Origin of the sequence: Sphingobacterium bambusae (assembly GCF_033955345.1) — a bacterium.
In the GTDB taxonomy this organism is placed as follows: domain Bacteria; phylum Bacteroidota; class Bacteroidia; order Sphingobacteriales; family Sphingobacteriaceae; genus Sphingobacterium; species Sphingobacterium bambusae.
In genome coordinates, this window is record NZ_CP138332.1 from 2,895,585 (window position 1) to 2,916,255 (window position 20,671).

Below are 20,671 nucleotides of genomic sequence, written 5' to 3' on the forward strand. Positions count from 1 at the left end.
TGAAAGATCGTTGAAAAGGAACACGATGTTATGTTTTCTTAATATGTTCACAGTACACAGAAACTGTAGATTGAAATTTGCTCAGAATGAGATTGAGCCTCCCTCTGGCCATCCAAAATAAAGGCTACGTTGTAGGCTGAGAGCTGTATAAAAACAAAATTACCAGCGTTTATTCACTAAATGCTTATTAATGGCTTGACCGATAATCTGTTTTTTCTTTTTCAGCTGTCTAGAGAACGAATTTGTTTCAAACTGTTTTTTACAGCGTTTGATGTACGTGAGATAGTTTGAAGGTTGTTTAGCTTCTACATCAGTGTGGTGAAAAATAAAATCTCCTCTATCATCAATCACCAGCGAGTAACGTCTGCGGAATAACTGTTTGTTTTCAATTTTATTGGCATGCTTCAAGGGGGAATTGTACAGTTTTTTTACTTGATTCAGGTATACCGCACGAGGAATCGTTGGATTACTTGCGGATAAGCGTACTGCACGACGTGAGCGTCGTTTTATAATCTCGATGACACGGCGGTAGTATTTTGCAATGTTAGTCGATTTTATAAGTGTATTATAGCCTCTGAACTCAAAGCCAAGATAATTCAATGGCGAGTCAATCAACGTTTTGTCATTTAGAAGTTTAATAGCAGTGGTTCTTTTGTCTCCCGCTTTATTGTAAACCATTTTTTTAAAGAGGAAGCGTTCGGTCTTCTCTTTACTGATTTTTACTTTAAAACTTAAAATCAGCTCATTGACAAAGTCATCGACGTATGACATTTCCTCAGGTTTGCAAAGTATAAGGATATCATCTGAGTATCTACGGTAATGTGCTCCGAGCTTTCTCGAGATTTCATTTACGATTGTCCGGTCAAATTCGATTAGATATAGATTAGCTAAGATCGCACTCAACGGTAAACCTTGGGGAATACCTATCATCTCGTTCCTACCACTTTCATTTCTATCTCCGCGAAATGGATTTTTGTATATTCGCAATTGTCCCTCCCTAATTGTCTTCCTAAATTCCTGGTTAGATTCAAAAAAACATTTAAAACCCTTGTTGCGCCTTATTTTTGCAAGTTTAGATTCATCAAAATTTCGGCTGCCTTTTTTCTTTAAGTCATTGTATAATATATAACTAAAGTTAGTGCATGACTTGTACACGTTATAGTGATCCGGAGGAAGTATCTTCTCATTAATAGCATATGCCCAGATATCGTATAAAATCTCGTGATGTAGAGTTGAGAAGAAGCTTTTAAGGTCAATAGCCAAAACTGCTACATCGCCTTGAGATTCTACTCGGTCGTTTATCTCGGCAAAAACCTCGTGGGCAAAATGAATATTACTTTTACCGCTGCGATCTGTTTCACTTATAGGGATCGATCGGTACGCAAGTACTGCCTTGTCCAATTCCCAGTCCTCTTTCAGTTTGCTTTCATATGCAGATCCTAGTAAATGAGCATAGTAAGAATATATTAGAGAATCAAAATGGCTAGAGTAGTGTAGTGGCCTGTTTTTGATAGATTTATCTGTTCCTGTACCATCCAATCGTTTATGACTGTGTCCACGTGATTTGGGGACTTTGACATGGTGTCTTTTTGGATCAGCTTTTTTATATTTTCTGTCGGAAAGAATGCGATGAATTAGTGGGAAAAAAGCATATGTAGCGACATACTTTGGAGAGGTTATTTTTCGATAGTAGTCTTTCCAATTCGTATTTACGCTTAAAGAGGGAGTGATATGCATGTAACCCTTACCCTGTAGCCAGTCTGGTTTTCTTTTCATAATTTAAAGAGCTTAGCAATGGGCTATCAATAATGCATATTGTTTACATACCACCGTTTGGTGCGGACCAGGACCCAATAACTGAGTCATTGTAATTTCGATAAACTAAAGTCTAATAGAATGATGATAAATAGTTTCAACAGAAAGAGTACCTTCATAGTGATGGCGTTCTTAATACTGGCTTCTTTAACTTCGGTGAGCGTGACAAGCTGTCTTATGACAATTGTGAGCTCGGCATTAAACCTTATTGACAAACGTCAAGCCTGTTAATAACAGTAAAACCGCAAAAGGTTCTATAATCCTGCCTAATTGTAAACTGCTGTTTATCCCATTGACTAAGCAATTCAAATTTATTAAATTGCGACAACAATTAGTAATTTATTTATGAAAAATAGTACAGAAGTAGCTAGAGGAAAGTACGTGTTTGGTATTACGCCAAAAGAACCAAGTAAGGCTTTAAAGCTTAATGATATTGTTTCACTAAAAAGTCATCCTTATCAAATTGAATATTCAGTGCCTAAGATTGGGGCGTATGCTAGATTTACACCACCTCTAATGATAGTGATTGAGGTTTTAAATAAATCTACCCACGACACCTTGACTGGACTTAGGGACTCTAATCAATACAAATGCCTTTTCTATTCTACAACAGAAGGGAAATTTGAGAAATTATGGTTTAAAGGTGAAGAATTAAAGTTTATTTCTGAGATTGCTAATGAGGATTTTGGCGTAACCTCTCCAAGCATAAATGAATGGAAAAAAGAGTTGATTGGAAAAGAGGTGGTTTTACAAACAGTTGATCTAGAGTTAGGTAAGCGAAAGACTTTTCAAGACACTGTAGATGGTCGTTCGAAAGTAAAAGACAGTAATTTATTAGATTATTTGCCACCTGTAGGATTAATAATAGATCTAAAGTACGAGGATGATCATACTAAGCACAGTGAAAAAACAGGCAAGATAACTACACAAAAGCAGGGGTTACAGGCAAAAATTAAGTGGTTGAATAATGAGTCGGGCAAAATTAGTGAGGAATTTGTTCCATTAGTGTGTTTGAAGTTTGTAACCTTCAATGATAGTGCAGTTTTGTATAGTACAAACAAAACTTATTTTTTACCGTTAAAAGAGCGTAATGCACTAGAATCAAATCCAAATTTACTTTATAAAGCTTATCCGGTTCATTTAAAATCGATCACATTTAAACATTATTACTATGTTTACAGTGTGTTTAATAGATTTTCTGAAAAGTCTAGTGTATTTTCAGAGAATTTTCCTGTGACATCTTTCCTGAATTTTGACGAGATGCTTAAAGATGGGTATGATTTAGGCGATCAAATCAAGATCCAAGCATTTTTTGGAAAAGAAAATATCGAAAGCGTGAAAGGGAAATGGTATTTCATTAGTTATATCGATAAACAAGAAAACCACACTGAAAGGATCATTTATATTCAGGATTTTGCTGATTTAGGAGAAGGAAAGGCAGAACCATCCAAAGGCGCTCTTAGATGTAATTGTTTACTTCGCGGTGGGGCAATTAGAAATTTTAGAATAGAAGGAATTAAAAAATGTGTTCAGATGCCCGATGAGTTTGAAAAGATATTTTTTGAAAGAATCTAATTTTTTTAATCTAATAAAAATATTGTAGTTTATTTGGAAGATCACATATTGAGATGAGACTTTCCTTTACGGGCACAGTTCCCAAATAGATTATGAAAACAAAAAAAACCGCCTACACTCCTGCAGGCGGCCGAAAAATCATACCCAAGAAACATTCCCGTTAGGGAATTATCCAGCGGTTTACTGCATTATGCTCTGCGGAGAGCACAAGCTTATAAAACTTTTTGCCGGCAAGTGCTACGGGTAGCGCTATAGAAGCCTTTCCTTTGGCGAGGTCAACTTTACCAAGGGACGTATAGCTATCCGCTTGTGCTACCCCTTTTTCCTTAAAGGTATTGCTTTCGGCTAGGAAAAGCTCCACTTGACCCTCTTTGGCAAAGGGCGTCCATTCGGCTTCTATTTTGCCGTCGACCAGCTTAGCTTTTGGATCGGCGATGGATACCTTACCGACGAAAGGCACGCCATCCAGTTCCCAAGCCTGCTGCTGCGGAATATTCACCTCGAGGTGGCGCGCTACAGAAGGCAGTATATCGACGATAGCCGGTTGGTGCGCATGGAAATGCTGATTTAGCCCCTGCTTGTTGGTGGCGATCCAGATGGTGCGCTCGCGATCCGTTTGGCCACCGTGGGAAAGGCCTGTGGCTACATCGCGACCATGATCGGTGATGATCACCACCATCCAATCTTCATTGAAATACTGCTCGCGGTATTTGACGGCGTTGTAGATATCGCCCACCTGTCTATCCGCTTTGTGCACGGCATCATACATCCCTTCGGCATCGCCGAAGATATGGCCGGCATTATCCGTATACTGCAGGTACACCCAGCTGAGGTCTGGCGCTTCCGTGCGGATGCTTTGCCAAGCTTGTGCCGTAACCTCCTCATCGATCTTGCTGATGTAGGTGGTCATCTTATCGTGCGGAAAACGAAGGGTATCCAGCTCGTAGCCGTCGTAATGGTAATCGATTTTCAATTTGTTGGTCTCCGGCTTTCCTTCGCCCAAAATTTTCGTGCGGTTGTCTAGCCAAGTGGAGTAGATGCCTAGTTTGCGATTGGGTTGCTGGGCTTTGAGGTGACGGAAGATGGTCCAGTAGTTGTAATTGGGGGCGCTAACATCATTGCCCCATACATTGTGCTTATTGCCCCAAGTGCCGGTGATCATGCTGGTGTAGCATACCGCGGATATGGTAGGCGTTTGCGAGTAGCCGCCACGCTCGCCACCCATGTAGGCGCGCGTGTATCCACCATCTTTGGAGATTTCATCAATATTGGGCGTATCCTCCCGCTCGATCACATCGGCAGGGATGCCGTCTACAATCACCAAGAGGGCTTTTTTGACTTTCGCTGTTGGCGCTTGCGCGAAGCTGCCGGTGCTGTGCAATAGCGCTAGGCAAAGGCCCAGCAGGCCGTAGTTTAGTTTCTTCATTGGATATACTCCCATTTTACATTGTCTTTGGATAGTTCTACCTCGAGGTGTCCCGGCGCAGTGCCATGGAACACACCATGCCACCAGTTGCCCGATACGGCGCCGGCAGTAATAAACTGTACACCTTTGACCTTGATTTCCTCATAGAGGTGCATATGCCCTTGTAGAACCAGCTTAAGGTTGTGATTTTCAAAAAGATCGAACACCTGCTTTTGGTTTTGGAAGGTATCTGCGCCTGTATAGCGGCCTTCCAATACGGGGTAGTACACAGATAGGAAGGGAACATGCGACACCACGACAATAGGCTGCTCTTGTGGCGTTTTGCTTAACAGATCTTTCAGCCAATTCAGCTGCTCGGATTTGACGCTGTATTGGTTATTCTCTACCTCCACGCTGTTCAAAACGATAAAGGTGCAGCCTTTATGCGTAAAGCTATAATAGGTGTTGCCAAAGGTTTTCTCGAAGGCTTGGAAATCGTTCTTGCCATGGCGGAGGGAGCTCGGCAGGCGATCGTGATTGCCAATAGCCATATGGTAGGGCTTGTTGGTTTTATCCAGCAGATCCTTTAACTGAGCGAGTCGCTTTTCGCCTTGGGGAACATCCGCCGGTTTAAGGTTATCGATATCGACATTGTCGCCACCGCTAAGCACAAAGTCTATCGACTTGGGCAGTTTTTGCAGGCGTTGGGCAACTTGATGCAGCGTGCTATCGCTGTGGATATGTAAATCCGTAAGAAACGCAAATTTGAATTGCTGTGCCTTGACGGCAGGACTGCTGCCCAACAAGATGCTGAGCAACAGGATGATGATGTGGGGTGTCTTTTTCATTACCAGCCAAATATTTGTGTTAAGTTAGGATTTAATCGGATTTCATTTTGCGGAATAGGGCGATAATAATATTTTGGTGCTTCGAAGGTACCGGTGCGTTCGATGGTTTCTACCGTGCCGTTAGTGCCTTGCGAAAGGAATACGCCCACATCCTGCCCGAAGGTGCCCGCGCGGTAATATTGTAGTTCGCGGCCCAGGCTGTTTTTCTCTTTTACGGCCGGAATTGTGGCCGAAGCGGGTAGTAGTTCCAGATCTGGAATGCCGTCGCCGGTCATATCATGCTTGCCTAGGCCGGAGAAATAGATTCCCTCGCGTTTGTTCTCCAATAGCTTGCCTAGGTTCCAGCGCATCAGGTCATCAAAGCGGAAGCCTTCGAAGGCCAGCTCTACACGACGCTCGCGGCGCACTTCCAAGACGAGGTTGCGCTGTGCGCTCGCTATGTTGCTGTGCTTGGCAGACATCACGGGATCGATGGCTTGCGCCAAGAGCAGATCGGGCATGCCCGCACGCTTGCGCAGCAGGTTGATGCTGCGGTCAAGATCCGCTTGCGTTAAGATGCCCAGTTCGGCTTTGGCTTCGGCAAAGTTGAGCAGCACCTCTGCATAGCGGTAAAGTGGAATATCCAAGTTGCGGCGTGTCTCCACGCTGAGGGTGTTTTGGAACCCCTTGATTTGGTGGTAGCCGGAGAAGTTCTTGGCCAGCTGCTGCACGTATAGACCCGGCCCTTGGGCATAGGTATGCGAGTAGATAAGCTCCCAGCCCGGGAAGGCGTAGGACTGTGCCAAGCGGGGATCCCGGTTTTCAAATTCTTGAACAAAGGAGAAGCGCTCATAGCCGGTCTGGCTGGAGTAGAAAGAGCCATCGCGCATCAAGTAAGCCTGTAGCAGGTCGCGTAGCGGATAATACTCGTAGTTGCCAAACATGCCCGGCCATTCATCGGCATTCAGCACATTGTTGGCGTAGAAGCGACCCAAGACCACCTCGGGGTTGTTATCGAGGTTTTCGCTGAAGAACAAGCTGGCGTAGTCGGTTTCCGGATTGCCGGTATTGTGGATGGAAAAGCCGCCTTCATTCATCACTTGGTTGCTCAAGGTATGCGCTTTTTCCAAAAAGCTGCTTGCTGTGCTCTTGAGGTTTAGCTCGTCGTGGTATTTGCGATAGGTGCCCTCGTACAGCGCAAAGCGGCTGTATTCTTGCAGCACCACCCATTTGTTTACCGCGCCCAGTGCAGCGCTTGGGTTGACATGCTGCGCGGCATATTCGAAATCTTCCATGATCTTGTCGACCACAAAGGCACGCGGATCGCGACCGGCAAAGAGGTAGTCTTCATCGTTTGCTTCCAAGGCTTTATCTACCCAAGGCACATCCGAGAAGCGTTTTACCTTATCCACATAGAAGCGGGCGCGGAAGTAACGGCCCAGGCCTTCATAATGTGCTTTTTCGCTCTCGCTGATCTGCGCTTTGCGCATATTTTCGAGGTAGAAGTTGGCCTTGCGCAGCTGGGCCCAATCCTCATGCGACCAGCCGGTAGTGATGGTGGTAGCGGAGGCATTTCCCGTCATCAGGTTCTTGATCTCTGTGTTGCCGGTGGTGCTGGCATTGTCCGTGGTGGCATCGGCTTGGTAAATGCCCAGTCCGGAAAAGTTGTACATACCCACGATAAAAAGATCGAGGTCATTGGCGGTATTGAAAAAGCTCTCCTTGTTAATTTCCGTCTCGGAGCTCAGGTCCATAAAGTCGTCGTTGCAACTGCTGCTGGAGAAGAGGACGGCGCCGAAAAGTGCTAGTTTAATATATCTGTTCATGCTTGTTGTCGTTAAAAGGTAAATTGAACGCCACCCGAGAAACTGCGTTGAAACGGATAGGTAAGTCCGTTACCCACACGGCCGGGGCTCTGTTCGGGGTTGGTGTACGTATTTTCGTTTAAGGTCTCCGGATCGAAGTAGCGCTTCACGGCCGACCATTCCATAATGTTTTCGCCGCTGAGGTATACGCGGATATGGCCAATCTTCGCGCGCGATGTCCAAGCGCTAGGCAACGTGTAGCCAATAGTCAGGTTTTTAAGGCGTAGATAGGCGGCGTTTAGCATGTAGTTGGTTTGCGGAATGGCTAAACCTTGCGACTCGTCGATGCGTGTACCCAAGTTGCGGTCGGCCAACCAAGACTGCAGCACCGGATAGGCGGCATCGAGGTTTTGATCGGCGAGGCCGAGGTTGAGGTAGCTTTGGGAGTGACGTGCACGCTCGGCTTCGGAATCGCCTTCGGCGCGGTAGAAGTCCAACAAGTGACCGTAGAAATTACCGTAAGGCTGTTGATAGGTTCCCCAGTAAAGGTAGTCGATAGGGTAATAGTCGCGCTTGCCAATACCTTGGAAGAAAGCACGTACATCAAAACCTTTCCAATCGGCCGATAGATCCAAGCCAAATTGGTAGCGCGGCGTGGTATTGCCGATGCGTTTTAAGTCTTTGGTATCACCAAGGGTGTAGCCCTTTTCGATAACGCCATTGCCATCCTGATCTACATATTTCGGCCAGCCCGGAACAATAGATAAGGCTCCCCAAGGGATAATGCTCGATTGATCCAGCGCGGCAATCTCATCGGTGTTGGCAAAGAAGCCATCGCTTTCCAAGCCCCATATTTCGCCTAGGCGCATCCCTTCGTAGTAGGTGGTGATGCTGTTGTTGGGGTTGTCAAAACGGATAATTTTCGAATAGGAGTCCGACAAAAGGAACTTGGCGTTGAAACGTAATGGGGCGTCGGCAAGATTAAACTGATCTTGGTAGGATACCGTGAGCTCCCAGCCATTTGTCCGAAGGTCGGCGGCATTTTCGTTGGGTTCCGCCGCGCCTAAGACATTGGGTAGCTCGCGTCCAAGGGTCAGCATGCCCAAGGTTTCGCGCGAATAGTAGTCGAAGCTGGCGGCCAATTTGTTTTGCCAAAGCGCCATATCTAAACCGAAGTTGATGGTGTTGACTTTTTCCCAAGTATAGTTGGGCGATACCAAATAGGGCACGTCGATGTAGATTGCTTGATTGCCGCCAATAAGGTAATTGGATGTTTGCTTGGCCATGGAAGCCTGGTAGCCATAGTTGCCTACGGCTTGGTTGCCCAGAGCACCGTAAGATGCGCGCAGCTTCAGTAGGCTAAGCTCGCTCAGGTCGGCAAGGAAGTTTTCGCGGTCTAAGCGCCAAGCCACGGAGCCTGAAGGGAAGAAGCCAAAGCGTTTATCTTTTGGGAAGCGCGACGAACCATCGTAGCGGCCGTTGAATTCCACGATATACTTATCGTCATACATGTAGTTCAAGCGGTAGAAAGCACCACGCAGCGCATAGGTGTCTATGCCCTCGCCCACGTTCATGGTGCCGGTAGCAAATTGCACGGTAGGGTATGTTTCGGAGATCAAGCCCTGACGACTTAAGTTGAAGCCTTCGTAGCGGTAGCTCTCTTGGTTAAAACCCAACACGGCCGATACCTGATGTTTATTGAACGACTGTGCGTAGGTACCGAAAATATTATAGACGTTGTAATAGGAGAAGCCTGCTTGACGCGATGCTTCGCTGGTACCTTCCTTGCGTACATCATCTGGCCCAAAGCCAATGTCGTACTGCGTGCGGTAGGCGTTGTAGTTCATGGCATTGCGCTGGAAGGTGTAATCGGCGTTCAGCTTAAACTTGTTGTTGAAAAAGCGAAGCTCGGTGTTGAAGGTAGACTGCACATCCATACGTTTGATGTCGGTTTTACCGCCATCCACCATCTCGGCAGCCAAGCGGCCTACGGTGGTATTGGCCCAGGTGCCGTCGGGGTTTTTATCGTAGCTGGTCGGGAAAACATTGTAGATGCCCGGTAGGTCCATACGCGAGGGCGTTAAGCGGCGGTTGCTGCCCAATACCGTGTTGTTGCCTATGGAGATGAAATCCGCCAGCTTATAGTTCACTTTTGCGCGGAGATTGTAGCGGTCAAAGTAGTCGTCGGTCAAGATGACGGGCGAGTTTTGACGGTTGTAGCTGCCGCTGAGGTAGTATTGTGCCTTATCGCTTGCTCCGGAAATGGAGACGTCATGTGTCTGCGCAGAGTTCCAATCGGATAGGAAATAGCGGGTCCAGTCCCGATCGCCCATGTATTCCCACTCTGCGGGATTGCTAGGGTTAATGCGTACGCCGGGCGTAGATGGATCATCTGAGCGTTGTCTAGCGTAATCGTAAAACTGATCGGAGTAGTTGACGTTGTTCCAAGGCGTATTGTCGGTCGAGGTCTGCAACAGGCGCGAAAACACATATGGATCAGTAATCTTATCGGGCATCACGGTGGGGGTATTCCACGTGAAATTATTGCTGTAGCTCACTTTTGCATCGCCCTTGCCGGTTTTGGTGGTAATGATGATAACCCCAAAGGAGGCGCGAGCACCGTAGATGGCTGCTGCGGATGCATCTTTGATGATGGAGAAGGACTCGATATCCTGCGGCGCAATACGGATCAGTTCGGCCGTAGTAACCGGCACGTTGTCCACCAAAATCAAAGGATCGCCTCCGTTGATGGAAGTGATACCGCGGATGTTGATGTTAGGCGTAGCACCGGGAGCACCCGAATTGAACTGAATGTTCAGGTTGGGCGCGATACCTTGTAAACCCTGCGCCACGTTGGCAATGGGGCGGCTTTCCAATACGTCGCCACTCACGTAATCGACGGCGCCGGACAGGTTCACTTTCTTTTGTGTACCATAGCCCACCACAACCACTTCATCCATATCGTTTAGCACGGGGTCACGCAGCTGCACCACCACGCTGGAGCGTTTGCCAGCGGAGACAATGTATTGGCACTCCTGCTTGGGCTGTAGGCCAGTGAAGGTTACCTGAATGCAGTAGTTGCTATCGGCCGCCAAATTGGCGAAAACGGCTTTCCCCTGATCGTCGGAGAGACCGATGCGCTTGAAGGCCTGTAGCTTGTCGTTGGATAGGGTGATCGTTGCATTGGCCAATCCCTTGGATTCGGCATCTTGCACGATGACCACCACCTCACCGCTTTGTTGGGCGATGGCCCAGCTGCCCATGAACACGGTCAGGAGCAGTAACATGATACCTTTTCGGGGTATACTGTTTGTCAAAAATAATCGCATATCTGTGTTAAAAATTGTGCATAGTTTGTCCTGTCCACCCATTTTTGGCTGGATATATTCAGTTGTTTTATTGTTGTTTTTTAGTTTATGCTACGAATAGTGTATGTGTTTTTCTGTTCGTTCCAGTCCATTTGCAAATCGTTGGCGATGCAGATGGTCGTCAAAATCTGCGCTATGCTATCTTGCTGGTCATAGGAGCCGTAAAAAGACATCCCTTCCAGTTCGCTTGCCGAAAATGTGATCTTGGTCTTGTAAAAAGAAGCCAAGGCCGGCAACACTTCGGTCAAGGGTTTATGGTGAAAAAACAGCATGCTAACCACGGGTTCATCCTCGGTCGCTGTTTCTGTGCTAATTGGCGGTATCATAGGTGTTTTGGAGGTCGTAGCTTCTTGCCATTCCTGCCCCGGTGTAAGGTAGGCTAGCAGCTGTTGCTCCCCACTATGCAGCAGCTCGGCGATGGATACCTTTCCGGTGATTAGGCGCACGCGTGGCTTGGCACCGGCTTGAGCTTGCTCTATCCAAAAGGAGGTGCCCAGCGCGGTGGTGATGATATCGCCCGACAATACAGAGAAAGGGCGTCGGCGATCATGGGCCACCTCGAAGAAGGCTTTTCCTTCCAGTTCTACCGCGCGGCTAAAGGCTTCGAAGGGTACTTTCCAGGTTAAGCTGGAATTGGCCGCCAAGCGCACTTGGGTGCCATCAAGCAGGCTGATGATGGTATCCTGCGTGGAATTGTTGTGGATGCTTTGCTCGGTAGGGCTATCGGCGGTTAAGGTTTTTATCCGCGATAGCTGGGCGTCGGCCGGAATGCTGGGCTGCTGTTTAAGAAGCTGCGATCCGGCAAATACGAACAGCAGTAGGGAAGCCGCGATGGCGATGGACTGCCGCGGGAATCTTTTGACGCTTGGCTCCACTGCTGCAGGGCGCAGCCGCGCATCGATGCCTTGCTTCAACAGGTCTTTGTCTGCCTGGCTTGTCTTGGGCTGCTCGTCCGTGATATCCAGCTCGTGCATCCACTGCTCCATGCGGCGTTTTTCTTCCGCATCGAGCTGCCCCTTGAGATACCTGTCGATCAGCTTTTCTAATTCCTGTTTTCTGTCCTGCATATATCATGTAGTTGCGGAAAACGACAAGCGTACCATCCTTTTTGGATTAAGAAAATATGAACTTTAGGTAAATAAAAAAACAGGGCTTAATGGAAGATCAAACAGAGGCCGATAAGCGTCAGTAGCGAGGTGTCTAGCCGCTCGGCTTCCATATGTTTGCGTATTTGCTGCAAGCCTTTGCTCAGTTGGTTCTTGACGGTTTGTGTAGATAGGCCAAGGTTTTCGGCAATCTCTTGGTTGTTGAGCGAGCGGTAGTATTTGAGCTGGAAGACTTCTTTCATGCGCTCGGGCATATCATGCACCGATTGCTCAATGGCGTAGAGCAGGGTTTCGTAGTGTTCTTCATAGCCTGCCGACGCGAGATGTTCGCCGCTTTCGGCGGTATCCACGAGCAGATGATATTGATCGATATGCTTTTGTTGCACCCCTTCCCGACGAAAGTGGGTAAATACTTTAAAGTAAAGTGCAGAAACGAGGTAGGATTGAAGCGAGGTTTGGATCTGTATGCTGTGTCTTTTTTGCCAGATGTCCACAAAAAGATCTTGCACGATGTCCATCGCCAGCGCGCGATCGCCCACTTTTTTTAGGGCAATAGCGAGCAGGGTATCCCAATAACGATCGTAAATGCCATTGAAGGCCTGATAATCGCCCTGCGTTACCCTTTGCCAGAAGATCATATCCAAGGATGTTGCCATGAGTCGTACAATGCACTGTTTAAGGTCGCCACAAAGCTGAGGCTTTAATACTAGCTGAACATTAAGGCTATATGAAAGAATTGTTAAAGCGTGAGTAATGGGCTTATTTACAAGTTTGCTATTGGTGGCTGATGGATTTTGCATATGGCCTTTAGGCGCTTCACTAGCAGAAAACCTTTGGTTCATACAGGGAACTCGCTGTAGCAAATGCCTAGGGGAATGCCTACCTTTAGGAAAAAAGAAGCGTTTTATTTATATTTCAGGGAGGCTAGTTTAAAAAGAATGTTGGAGCAGTTTAAGCATCATATCAATAAGTTTGTGCGGGTAGACGAGGAGGAATTTGCGCAGATATTGACGTACTTCAAGAGACAGCAAGTGCAAAAGAAGCATAGCCTGCTGACGGAAGGACAGGTGTGCAAGACCAATTATTTTGTGTTGCAAGGCATCTTGCGGAAATTTTTCATCCATCAAAAAGGCGCTGAACAGACCACGGAATTTGCCATTGAAAACTGGTGGATGACGGAAACCTTCTCTTACCTGCATAAAACGCCCAGCGAGTTTTCCATACAGGCCGTAGAGGCTACGGAACTGCTTGCTATTCATCAGGATGCTTATGATGAGCTGCTGGATAAGCATCCGGTGATGGAACGCTACTTTCGCTGTGTGTACCAAAAGGCGCATGCCGCGGCGCAAATGCGCATGAAATTTATCTATGGACACTCTCGGGAGGAATTGTACCATAACTTTCGAAAAAGCCAACCGGAATTTCTGCAACGTGTTCCGCAGTATTTAATCGCTTCTTTCCTCGGCGTGACGCCGGAATACCTTAGTGAAATTCGGAAGAAAAACCTTTCTTAAACCAGTTTAAGTTTTTGCTGCTTTTGATTGGGCAATTTTGAAGAAGCAAATTAAAAACAAAGACAATGGAAAAACGAATTGACATCAGCAACGTAGAACCGCAGGCCTACAAGGCTATGCTTGGAATGGAAAGCTATTTGGCGAAAGCCGACCTATCGGTGACCCTCAAAGAGTTGATTAAGATACGTGCCTCGCAGATCAACAATTGTGCGTATTGCTTGGATATGCACTGCAAAGATGCGCTTAAATATGGGGAAGAACCTCAACGTATCTTTATCTTGAGTGCTTGGCGCGAGGCGACGAAATTCTTTACCGAGGAAGAGCAGATCGTGCTGCAAATGACCGAAGAAATCACCCTGATCCATCAGCAGGGATTAAGCGCGGAAACCTACGGGAAGGCCGTGGCGGTCTTCACTGAAAACCAAGTGGCGCAGATCATCATGCTTATCGTGACAATCAATGCTTGGAATAGAATTGCGGTAAGTACCCATAAAGATATAGAGGTTTAGCTGCTATGGAGATCACCGCAGGTAGAGCTGATCAACTTATACGCATCTAGAATTTGAAACAATGTTATCTCTAAAAGAGAACATTGTTATCACTACTTCTTTTCCAACAAATTCTCTAGGTAGATGATTTTGGATTTCTCCGCTTCAAGTAGCCGTTCGTAGAGTTTTTGATTTTCTTCGTATACGGCGACAAGTTTATCGATAGGATGAAAAGAACATTCGTTAGCATAGATAGCGCCATTATTGGCGCTATTATCGTGGAAATTATTGAAGAAATTAAACACCGCCTCTTCACTGAAATTTTTGATGGACTCCGATGTTACACCTAGTATGCGCGCCACCTGCTCCAAAAGTTTGTCTTCGATTGTAGCACTTTTTTCGATATTGGACACTGTTTGTTGGCTAACGCCTAGTTCTATCGCTAGGGCTTCTTGCTTCATGCCTCGCATTTCGCGGATCCTACCAATTTTACGGCCAATATGTGTTGTATTATCGAGTGTATTCATGATCGAAGAATTAATAACAAATAATCGTTGAATATACGAAAATTTAATGTGGATGAGAAACTGATTCCTCTTTGCGAAACCTATTTAGGAACTGGTAGGTTCGTCATCTCCTACATTGTATAAAGCCTGCGCCCTATAAAAGTCATTCGCATGCAGGATGGGTTTTTTAAAGAAATCAGAGAAATGCTGGAGCTGCTTGGCAATAAGCCACAGATCTACTTGGTTGGGGTATTCTTGGTGGAGGCTGTGGTACCAGGCAAAGAAGTCTTTTCTTGCTTTACCGACCAATACCATTTGACGCAGTGGGTTATTCTCTTGGCTCATATTCAAATTAATTTGATTTTTATAAAGATAGGTATTTCGGTTGATTGCCAAGGGAGTAATCGCCGTTATTTTCTGTAATTGATAAAAGGAACGGAATTAATTTTTTTTCAAAAGTCGGGTTATAAGCGGAATATTGACTTTGTCGGTTGTCAAGTCAACGAAATAAGCAGATTGCCAAAGCTGTGTTTTTTGTGCTTGAGCGTTGTCAACAGTATCCCAAGGAGGATAAACCCTAAAGCCTCTTTTTCCGTTTTTTTTATCGTCCGAAAAGATAGTGTGTTTCAATAGAGCCTCTTTTGGAAAAATAAAGATTCCGGAAAGCAGTGGTGTCTGCGTAAGGATAATTACGTAATCGATACGGTCGCTGATGTGGTAAGGACAAGTTACGCCTGTGGCATCACGCTTCCATAATGTCACAAATTGACCAATCTTCCGCGGTGTGATCTTCGCTTTTCTAAATGCGATATTGTCGTTGCCGAGCTTTAACCGATGTGCAAGATATTCCTGACTCTCCGATTCCGCTGTCACCGAATGCAACGTGAGGGAAGAGGGTTTAAAAATCTTTTGGTCTAAAAGATTGATTTCTAAGGGTACAGTGTCTAGTGTGTGCATGGATAGGAGGCAATGTGTTTAAGTGGGATCTTTTCAAAGATATTAGCTATTTACAGAAGCGCAAAAAGTAAATTTAGTGATCTACTCGCATTCAAAATGATCCTTATCTAAGGATTTACCCAATGCTATGTATTATTATCGTCGATCAATTGCCGTAGGTTGCTATTAAAATCGGGCAGCTTATCGCGCAGGTGCCCAAAGAAGGCGAGATCGACATTTTCAATGTCTACAAGCGCCTTTTGAAGGATGGCCGAGCCACTGTCTGTCAGTCGGATAGATTTTGCGCGGGTGTCCGTTTTGTGTTGATGTCTGTTGATGAAACCTTTGTCTTCCAATGTGCGTAGTACTTTCGATACCATCATCCTGTCGGCATTGCTTTGGTTGGCAATGTCTACTTGGGTGACAGATTCGCTTTTTTTCGAAAGCCAGGCCAACGCGGCCAACAATACAAACTGAGTTTGCGTTAGGTTCAGCGGATCTAGAATGGCTTTTTGTTTGCGTTGCCACAATAGGGTCAATTGTCCCAACAGATAGCCCGGGCTATCGTTGGGGCTTTTAAAATGAAATTGTATGTCGTCCGTCATGATATGTAGTAAAGGATAGTATGGGCTGCTTTTAGCAACTATATGTTTCCTGCTCTTCGATGCCCACAGATACGTTATTTTGTTTCCAAGAAAGTCAATTTGTAACCATCAAGATCCTTGACATGGAATGCTCTTCCGAAAGGAGTTTCAATAATCGGCCCCACGGTTGTAACACCTTTGGCCATCAATTGCTGCGCTAGCTCGTCTACATTTTCTTCCACGGCAAACCAAAGTGCAACACCAACGCCTAATTCTCGGTCGTCAAGAGGCTCCAGTGGCGTGCGGATAGCAAAGCTCGCTTGTCCTTTGTCGTATTTGAATACACAAGCCTGTGGATTTGTGTCGCCAATTTCAAAACCCAGCTGGTTTACATAGAAGTCTTTTGATGCCTCTAAATCTTTAACCTGTAGGGATGCAAATGTCAATTGTTTCATGATGTTGTTTTTTTGTTGTTGCAAATATAATAGTCGCGACAACAAAAAGCAAATGTCCTGTGTTTTTTAACAATTCGCTGAAGGTTTGTATTACTAACGTTTTCTGTAGAGAAGAACAGTATCCGTCTGTTGGTCAGTGCGTAAAACATTGCTCTCAAGATCTAGCGGACTATTGCAGATATATAAAAGCGTTTCTTCTTTTCGTTGGATTTCGCAATAGGGACAGCGAGGACTGTTGCTAGCGGGCATAACAAGTTTGTCGTTCTTGCGAAACGCAGGGTAAATATCTTCGCTGCCCAGTAGCTTTCCTTTTTTATCGCGTGTGCTATCGTAAATGGTATATCGTGTGCTATCTGTTTCTTCGACGACGATGCGGATATCTCGGTTGCTTTGGGCATGATGCCAAAGCCCAGTAAAAGGCTCGGTGCCGGCCGTTTGCTGTTCTTGTGGAACAAGCTGGAAGAAAAGAAAGATAAAGTATGCGTAGATTTTCATAACAGGAACGATGAATGCTGCGTGAAGAAATCTTCCTTCGCGATGCGATAGGTATCGGTTGGCGCGTCAAAGCAAAGCGAGCAGTAGAGGCTGTCGGTTGTACGCTGGAGCAATGCATCGACGTTACCTTGCTCGATGAGCTGTATAAGTTCAGCAAGCTGTTTTTCGGCGCTTTGCTGCTGCTTGCTTTCCTGCGCAGATACAGCGGTACAAAAAAGGAAGATGGATAAAATCGATAAAACGATATTTCTCATGGGATGTCGATAAATTGTTTTGTCAGCTACTCTCCTATCGAATGGAACAAAATTCGCTCCAAAATAAACCATCGCACATTAGCCGTCATCCAGCAGAAATAAGACGCCCCATCAGGCATCGCTTGATGGGGCATCGTGTAAGGGGCTAGACGGTGTTATTTTACCTCTTTCAGTAATTCTGCTATCGCTTTTTCCAGCTGTTGATCTTTGCCTTGTGCAATAACTTCCGGCTGGTTTTTGACTTCAAAAGTTGGTTTTGTTTCATTATTTTCCAACCATTCGCCAGCCTTGTTCTTGGCACTGATGGGCACAGCTCCCCAAACCACGCCATTTGGAAGGCCTTCCCAGCCTGCAAAGCTACAGGTGCCGGGAACCGGCATGCCTACCGTTTTGCCGATACCGAGATCCGTGTACCCACAGGAGAAACAGTGTCCATCGCTGTAGTTGGCCTCATTGAACATAGCCAAAGTTGGCTTGGTCCAACGGAAGGTGGGCTCGTAACCGACGGAACGGTCTGCCGTGGCATAGTCTAGGAATTTTTCTCCAGTAAAGAACATCGCTAGATCAGAAACAAGATCGCCCCCTCCGTTGAAACGGGTGTCGACAATAACAGCGTCGCAATCGGCAAATTTACCCATCATCTCATCGTACACGTTGCGGTACTGGTTGTCGTTCATGCCGGAGATATGTACATAGCCCAGCTTTCCTTTGCTGCTGCGCTCTACTTCTTCTTGATTTTTCTTCACCCAGCGGCGGTAGAGTAAAGCAGCTTCTTCGCCTAAAGAGATCGGCTTGATGGTCAGTTGCTGGCGCTTGCCTGTTTTTGGATCTAGGATTTCGACCAGCGTAAACTTATCTGCTTTTCGGTTGAGGTATCGGGCAACATCGCGATCTGCGGCAATCAGCTCACCGTCGATTTTCTCGATAATGGATCCTGGAGCAATTTGGAAGGAAGCCTTGTCTAATGGGCCACCTAAGATCACCTCTTCGATGCGGATGCCCTCTCCCTGATGATTGTAGTCCATGAAAATCCCCAAAGATGCAGTGGCATCGCCGTCGGCAGATCCTCCTGCATAGCGGGCACCTGCGTGGGAGACATTCAGTTCGCCCAGCATCTCGGAAAGCATCTCCGCAAACTCGTAGTTGTTGCTGATATGAGGCAGGTATTTCGCATATTCCACGCGAAGGCCGTCCCAGTCGGCACCGTGCATATCGGGCGTGTAAAACATCTTCTTGGTACGTTGCCACACATGATCGAAGGCATCTTTGAACTCGGCATCCTTGTCGAGCGACATTTCACTTTCGATCTGTATAGCGTCCCGTTTGTTGTTGTCGGGGTTGATCTTTGTTATGCGGCCAGCACTCAATAGGAAGAACGATTTTTGCTCTTTATCCCACTCCATGCTTCCCCCGGAGGCATCGAGCGCGATTTCCATTTTTGTTTCCTTGGTACGCAGGTTCGTGCTCCAAAGGTTTGCACCTTTCTCAAAGCGGGCTAGGTAAAGCAGCTTTTCGCCATCTTTGGACAGCAAGGCATCAGAAAGTGCCGATGAATGTATGGTTAACCGTGCTTTTCGTTCGTCGATACCCTCCCAGTCGATCTTCAACGGCTCCACGGCTAGTTTACTTTTTGTGCTGTCCTTGGTCTCTTTCTTCTTGTCGGTGGAATCTTTCTTGTTGACTTTCTCCAATTCTTTCAAGAGGTTGAAGTCATCCTTGCTCATGTTGTACCGATCCCATGCATCTTTGGTGAGGAACAGGGTGTAAACATCCAGTTGTGATCCTCCGCTGAAGGCGTGGCTCTTCATGCCGTGGCGGTTGCTGAACCAAAGGATCTGCTTGCCTCCGTTTGCCCACTGTGGCTTCATGTCGCTGTATCCACTTTTCGTTAGGTTGACCATTTTCTTTTTCCCTTCTGCGTCAAGCAGTACCACCTCGCTGTTGGCCATGGTGGGGCGATAGCTCGCTAAAAGCAATTTGCTGTCGGGACTCCAAGTAAAGTACTGGTCGCCATCGCTCATGTGAAAAAGCTGCTCGGGCGTGAGTAGGGTCACCACATTTTTTGAGGCGATATCGAGCACGCGCAGTGTCCGCCGGTCTTCGATGAAAGCGAGTTTCTTGCTATCAGGAGACAGTTGGGGTAGATAGTTGTCCTTTTGGTTGCTCACCAAAGGTTTTTCCTCGATCAGCGTAGAGGCGAAGAAGAAAGGCTCCTCCTTGCGTACCTTGCTGGCTTGGAAAATCTGCCAACGGCCATCGCGCTCGCTGGCGTAGACGATGGACTTGCCATCTGGCGCAAACTGTACGAAACGTTCTTGCGCAGGGGTAGTCGTAATCCTCTTGGTTATTTTCCCATCTACGGAAGTAACGAACACCTCCCCACGGGAGATAAAAGCCACTTCTTTTCCATCGGGAGAAATCGACATTTCGCGCACTCCACCATTGATGTCGATATGGCTATCTTGGTTTGCGGAAGCCTGCGATTTGATGCTGACAGGTACTTTTGTAGCTGCAGCGCCCTCTTTGTAGGTGTATAGCTCGCCATCGTAGGAAAAGCAGAGCAGTCCATCTGTGGAACTACTTAGCGAGCGTACAGGATGCTTTTTAAACTGTGTAAGTTGAGCCTGTTGCTGCGGTTGTGCTAACGACAGTTTATGGACGTTGAAATTTCCGCTTTGCTCACTCAGGTAGTAGATGGATTTTTCATCTTTGGAGAAAAGAGGATGTCTGTTCTCTCCGTAGAAGGAGCTGATCTTTTGGTGTTTCCCACTTTTCCTATCCCACAGCCAAATATCGCGGGCTATGGATGACTGTTGGTGCTTGCGCCACTCGTTCTCACCGCCTTTCTTGTCGTGGTAGATCATCTTTTGACCGTCCTTGCTAAATTGCACATATTCTGCGGGCGAGGTCAACAGCTGCTGTATGCGGCCGCCATTTGTCGACACGGTGTATAGCTCGGGCTGCGATCCGGTAGGGTATTGGCGGTGGCTGGCTATATCTTGACGGCCTGCACCAAAGACGATGCTCTTACCATCGGGTGTAAAGCTATAAGGATATTCCGCCGAGGAATGAAAGGTCAGTCGTTGTGCATCTCCACCGTCGGCATCCATCAGATAAACATCAAAATTACCGTAGCGATCGGAAGCGAATGCAATTTTTGCACCATCGGGGCTCCAAACGGGCATAAAATCATGTGCTTGGTGGAAGGTAAGTCTTGTTGCGGCACCTCCTTGTGTAGGCACCTTGTAAAGGTCGCCCTTGTAGGTGAAAGCGATCTGTTGTCCGTCCGGCGAGATCGCCGGATAGCGCATCCATTGCGGCTTCTCGCTTATCTGCGCCTGTGCCAAAGGAAGGCTTGCTGCAAGGAGCAGGGACGAAATGACCCGAGTAAAGTTTATTTTCATGTATATGTGTTTGTTATTTTTCTTTGCGTTTACCACAATGAATTCCAACAAGTTTGATTGTCAGTAGGCCCTTCTAGGGCTGGCCATCCGTACGGTTAATGTTTCGTTGATGCGTTACGCGGGCATCATCATCA

General features: G+C 46.6%; 18 protein-coding genes. 4 read left to right on the plus strand and 14 right to left on the minus strand.

Annotation, left to right across the window (positions count from 1 at the left end; all coding sequences use genetic code 11):
* Positions 1 to 159 precede the first annotated feature (159 nt).
* Complete coding sequence (locus SCB77_RS12110; RefSeq protein ID WP_320182268.1) at positions 160 to 1,776, minus strand: reverse transcriptase domain-containing protein; 1,617 nt, start codon at positions 1,774 to 1,776, stop codon at positions 160 to 162.
* 384 nt (positions 1,777 to 2,160) lie between these two features.
* Between SCB77_RS12110 and SCB77_RS12115 the strand changes: the two genes are divergently transcribed.
* Positions 2,161 to 3,390: a hypothetical protein gene (locus SCB77_RS12115; protein ID WP_320182269.1), complete on the plus strand. Its 1,230-nt coding sequence runs from the start codon at positions 2,161 to 2,163 to the stop codon at positions 3,388 to 3,390.
* Positions 3,391 to 3,550: 160 nt separating this feature from the next.
* On the opposite strand, the gene SCB77_RS12120 is transcribed toward SCB77_RS12115, so the two are convergent.
* The 6 genes from SCB77_RS12120 to SCB77_RS12145 form a co-directional block, all read right to left on the minus strand.
* Positions 3,551 to 4,816 carry an alkaline phosphatase family protein gene (locus SCB77_RS12120; RefSeq protein WP_320182270.1) on the minus strand — a complete coding sequence of 422 codons (1,266 nt, stop codon included), beginning with the start codon at positions 4,814 to 4,816 and terminating at the stop codon, positions 3,551 to 3,553.
* A complete protein-coding gene (locus tag SCB77_RS12125) occupies positions 4,813 to 5,643 on the minus strand; it encodes a metallophosphoesterase family protein (protein ID WP_320182271.1) in 831 nt (276 codons plus the stop codon). Before SCB77_RS12125 ends, SCB77_RS12120 begins: the two co-directional genes overlap by 4 nt.
* Positions 5,643 to 7,448, minus strand: coding sequence for a RagB/SusD family nutrient uptake outer membrane protein (locus SCB77_RS12130; protein WP_320182272.1), 1,806 nt, complete (start codon positions 7,446 to 7,448; stop codon positions 5,643 to 5,645). The genes SCB77_RS12125 and SCB77_RS12130 overlap by 1 nt, the downstream gene beginning before the upstream one ends.
* Before the next feature lie 11 nt (positions 7,449 to 7,459).
* Positions 7,460 to 10,756, minus strand: coding sequence for a SusC/RagA family TonB-linked outer membrane protein (locus SCB77_RS12135; RefSeq protein ID WP_320182273.1), 3,297 nt, complete (start codon positions 10,754 to 10,756; stop codon positions 7,460 to 7,462).
* Between the two features lie 80 nt (positions 10,757 to 10,836).
* Positions 10,837 to 11,862, minus strand: a complete 1,026-nt coding sequence (locus SCB77_RS12140; protein ID WP_320182274.1) for a FecR family protein — start codon at positions 11,860 to 11,862, stop codon at positions 10,837 to 10,839.
* Between the two features lie 86 nt (positions 11,863 to 11,948).
* Entirely contained in the window at positions 11,949 to 12,557 is a 609-nt protein-coding gene (locus SCB77_RS12145) for an RNA polymerase sigma factor (protein ID WP_320182275.1), read from the minus strand.
* 282 nt (positions 12,558 to 12,839) lie between these two features.
* Between SCB77_RS12145 and SCB77_RS12150 the strand changes: the two genes are divergently transcribed.
* Both SCB77_RS12150 and SCB77_RS12155 read left to right on the plus strand, forming a co-directional pair.
* Positions 12,840 to 13,415 carry a Crp/Fnr family transcriptional regulator gene (locus SCB77_RS12150; protein WP_320182276.1) on the plus strand — a complete coding sequence of 192 codons (576 nt, stop codon included), beginning with the start codon at positions 12,840 to 12,842 and terminating at the stop codon, positions 13,413 to 13,415.
* 65 nt (positions 13,416 to 13,480) lie between these two features.
* On the plus strand, positions 13,481 to 13,924 hold the full coding sequence (locus SCB77_RS12155; protein ID WP_320182277.1) for a carboxymuconolactone decarboxylase family protein: 444 nt from the start codon (positions 13,481 to 13,483) through the stop codon (positions 13,922 to 13,924).
* A 92-nt stretch (positions 13,925 to 14,016) separates the two neighbouring features.
* Here SCB77_RS12155 and SCB77_RS12160 read toward each other — a convergent pair whose 3' ends face one another.
* From SCB77_RS12160 to SCB77_RS12185, 6 genes are all read right to left on the minus strand, one after another.
* Positions 14,017 to 14,430, minus strand: coding sequence for a helix-turn-helix transcriptional regulator (locus SCB77_RS12160; RefSeq protein WP_320182278.1), 414 nt, complete (start codon positions 14,428 to 14,430; stop codon positions 14,017 to 14,019).
* Between the two features lie 84 nt (positions 14,431 to 14,514).
* Entirely contained in the window at positions 14,515 to 14,754 is a 240-nt protein-coding gene (locus tag SCB77_RS12165) for a hypothetical protein (protein ID WP_320182279.1), read from the minus strand.
* A gap of 96 nt (positions 14,755 to 14,850) precedes the next feature.
* Entirely contained in the window at positions 14,851 to 15,366 is a 516-nt protein-coding gene (locus SCB77_RS12170) for a MepB family protein (protein WP_320182280.1), read from the minus strand.
* A gap of 125 nt (positions 15,367 to 15,491) precedes the next feature.
* Complete coding sequence (locus SCB77_RS12175; protein WP_320182281.1) at positions 15,492 to 15,950, minus strand: MarR family winged helix-turn-helix transcriptional regulator; 459 nt, start codon at positions 15,948 to 15,950, stop codon at positions 15,492 to 15,494.
* Between the two features lie 74 nt (positions 15,951 to 16,024).
* A complete protein-coding gene (locus SCB77_RS12180) occupies positions 16,025 to 16,384 on the minus strand; it encodes a VOC family protein (protein ID WP_320182282.1) in 360 nt (119 codons plus the stop codon).
* Between the two features lie 93 nt (positions 16,385 to 16,477).
* Positions 16,478 to 16,879 carry a hypothetical protein gene (locus SCB77_RS12185; protein ID WP_320182283.1) on the minus strand — a complete coding sequence of 134 codons (402 nt, stop codon included), beginning with the start codon at positions 16,877 to 16,879 and terminating at the stop codon, positions 16,478 to 16,480.
* 14 nt (positions 16,880 to 16,893) lie between these two features.
* On the opposite strand from SCB77_RS12185, the gene SCB77_RS12190 reads away from it, so the two are divergent.
* On the plus strand, positions 16,894 to 17,109 hold the full coding sequence (locus SCB77_RS12190) for a hypothetical protein (protein WP_320182284.1): 216 nt from the start codon (positions 16,894 to 16,896) through the stop codon (positions 17,107 to 17,109).
* A 179-nt stretch (positions 17,110 to 17,288) separates the two neighbouring features.
* Here SCB77_RS12190 and SCB77_RS12195 read toward each other — a convergent pair whose 3' ends face one another.
* On the minus strand, positions 17,289 to 20,537 hold the full coding sequence (locus SCB77_RS12195) for a S41 family peptidase (protein ID WP_320182285.1): 3,249 nt from the start codon (positions 20,535 to 20,537) through the stop codon (positions 17,289 to 17,291).
* Between the last annotated feature and the right edge of the window lie 134 nt (positions 20,538 to 20,671).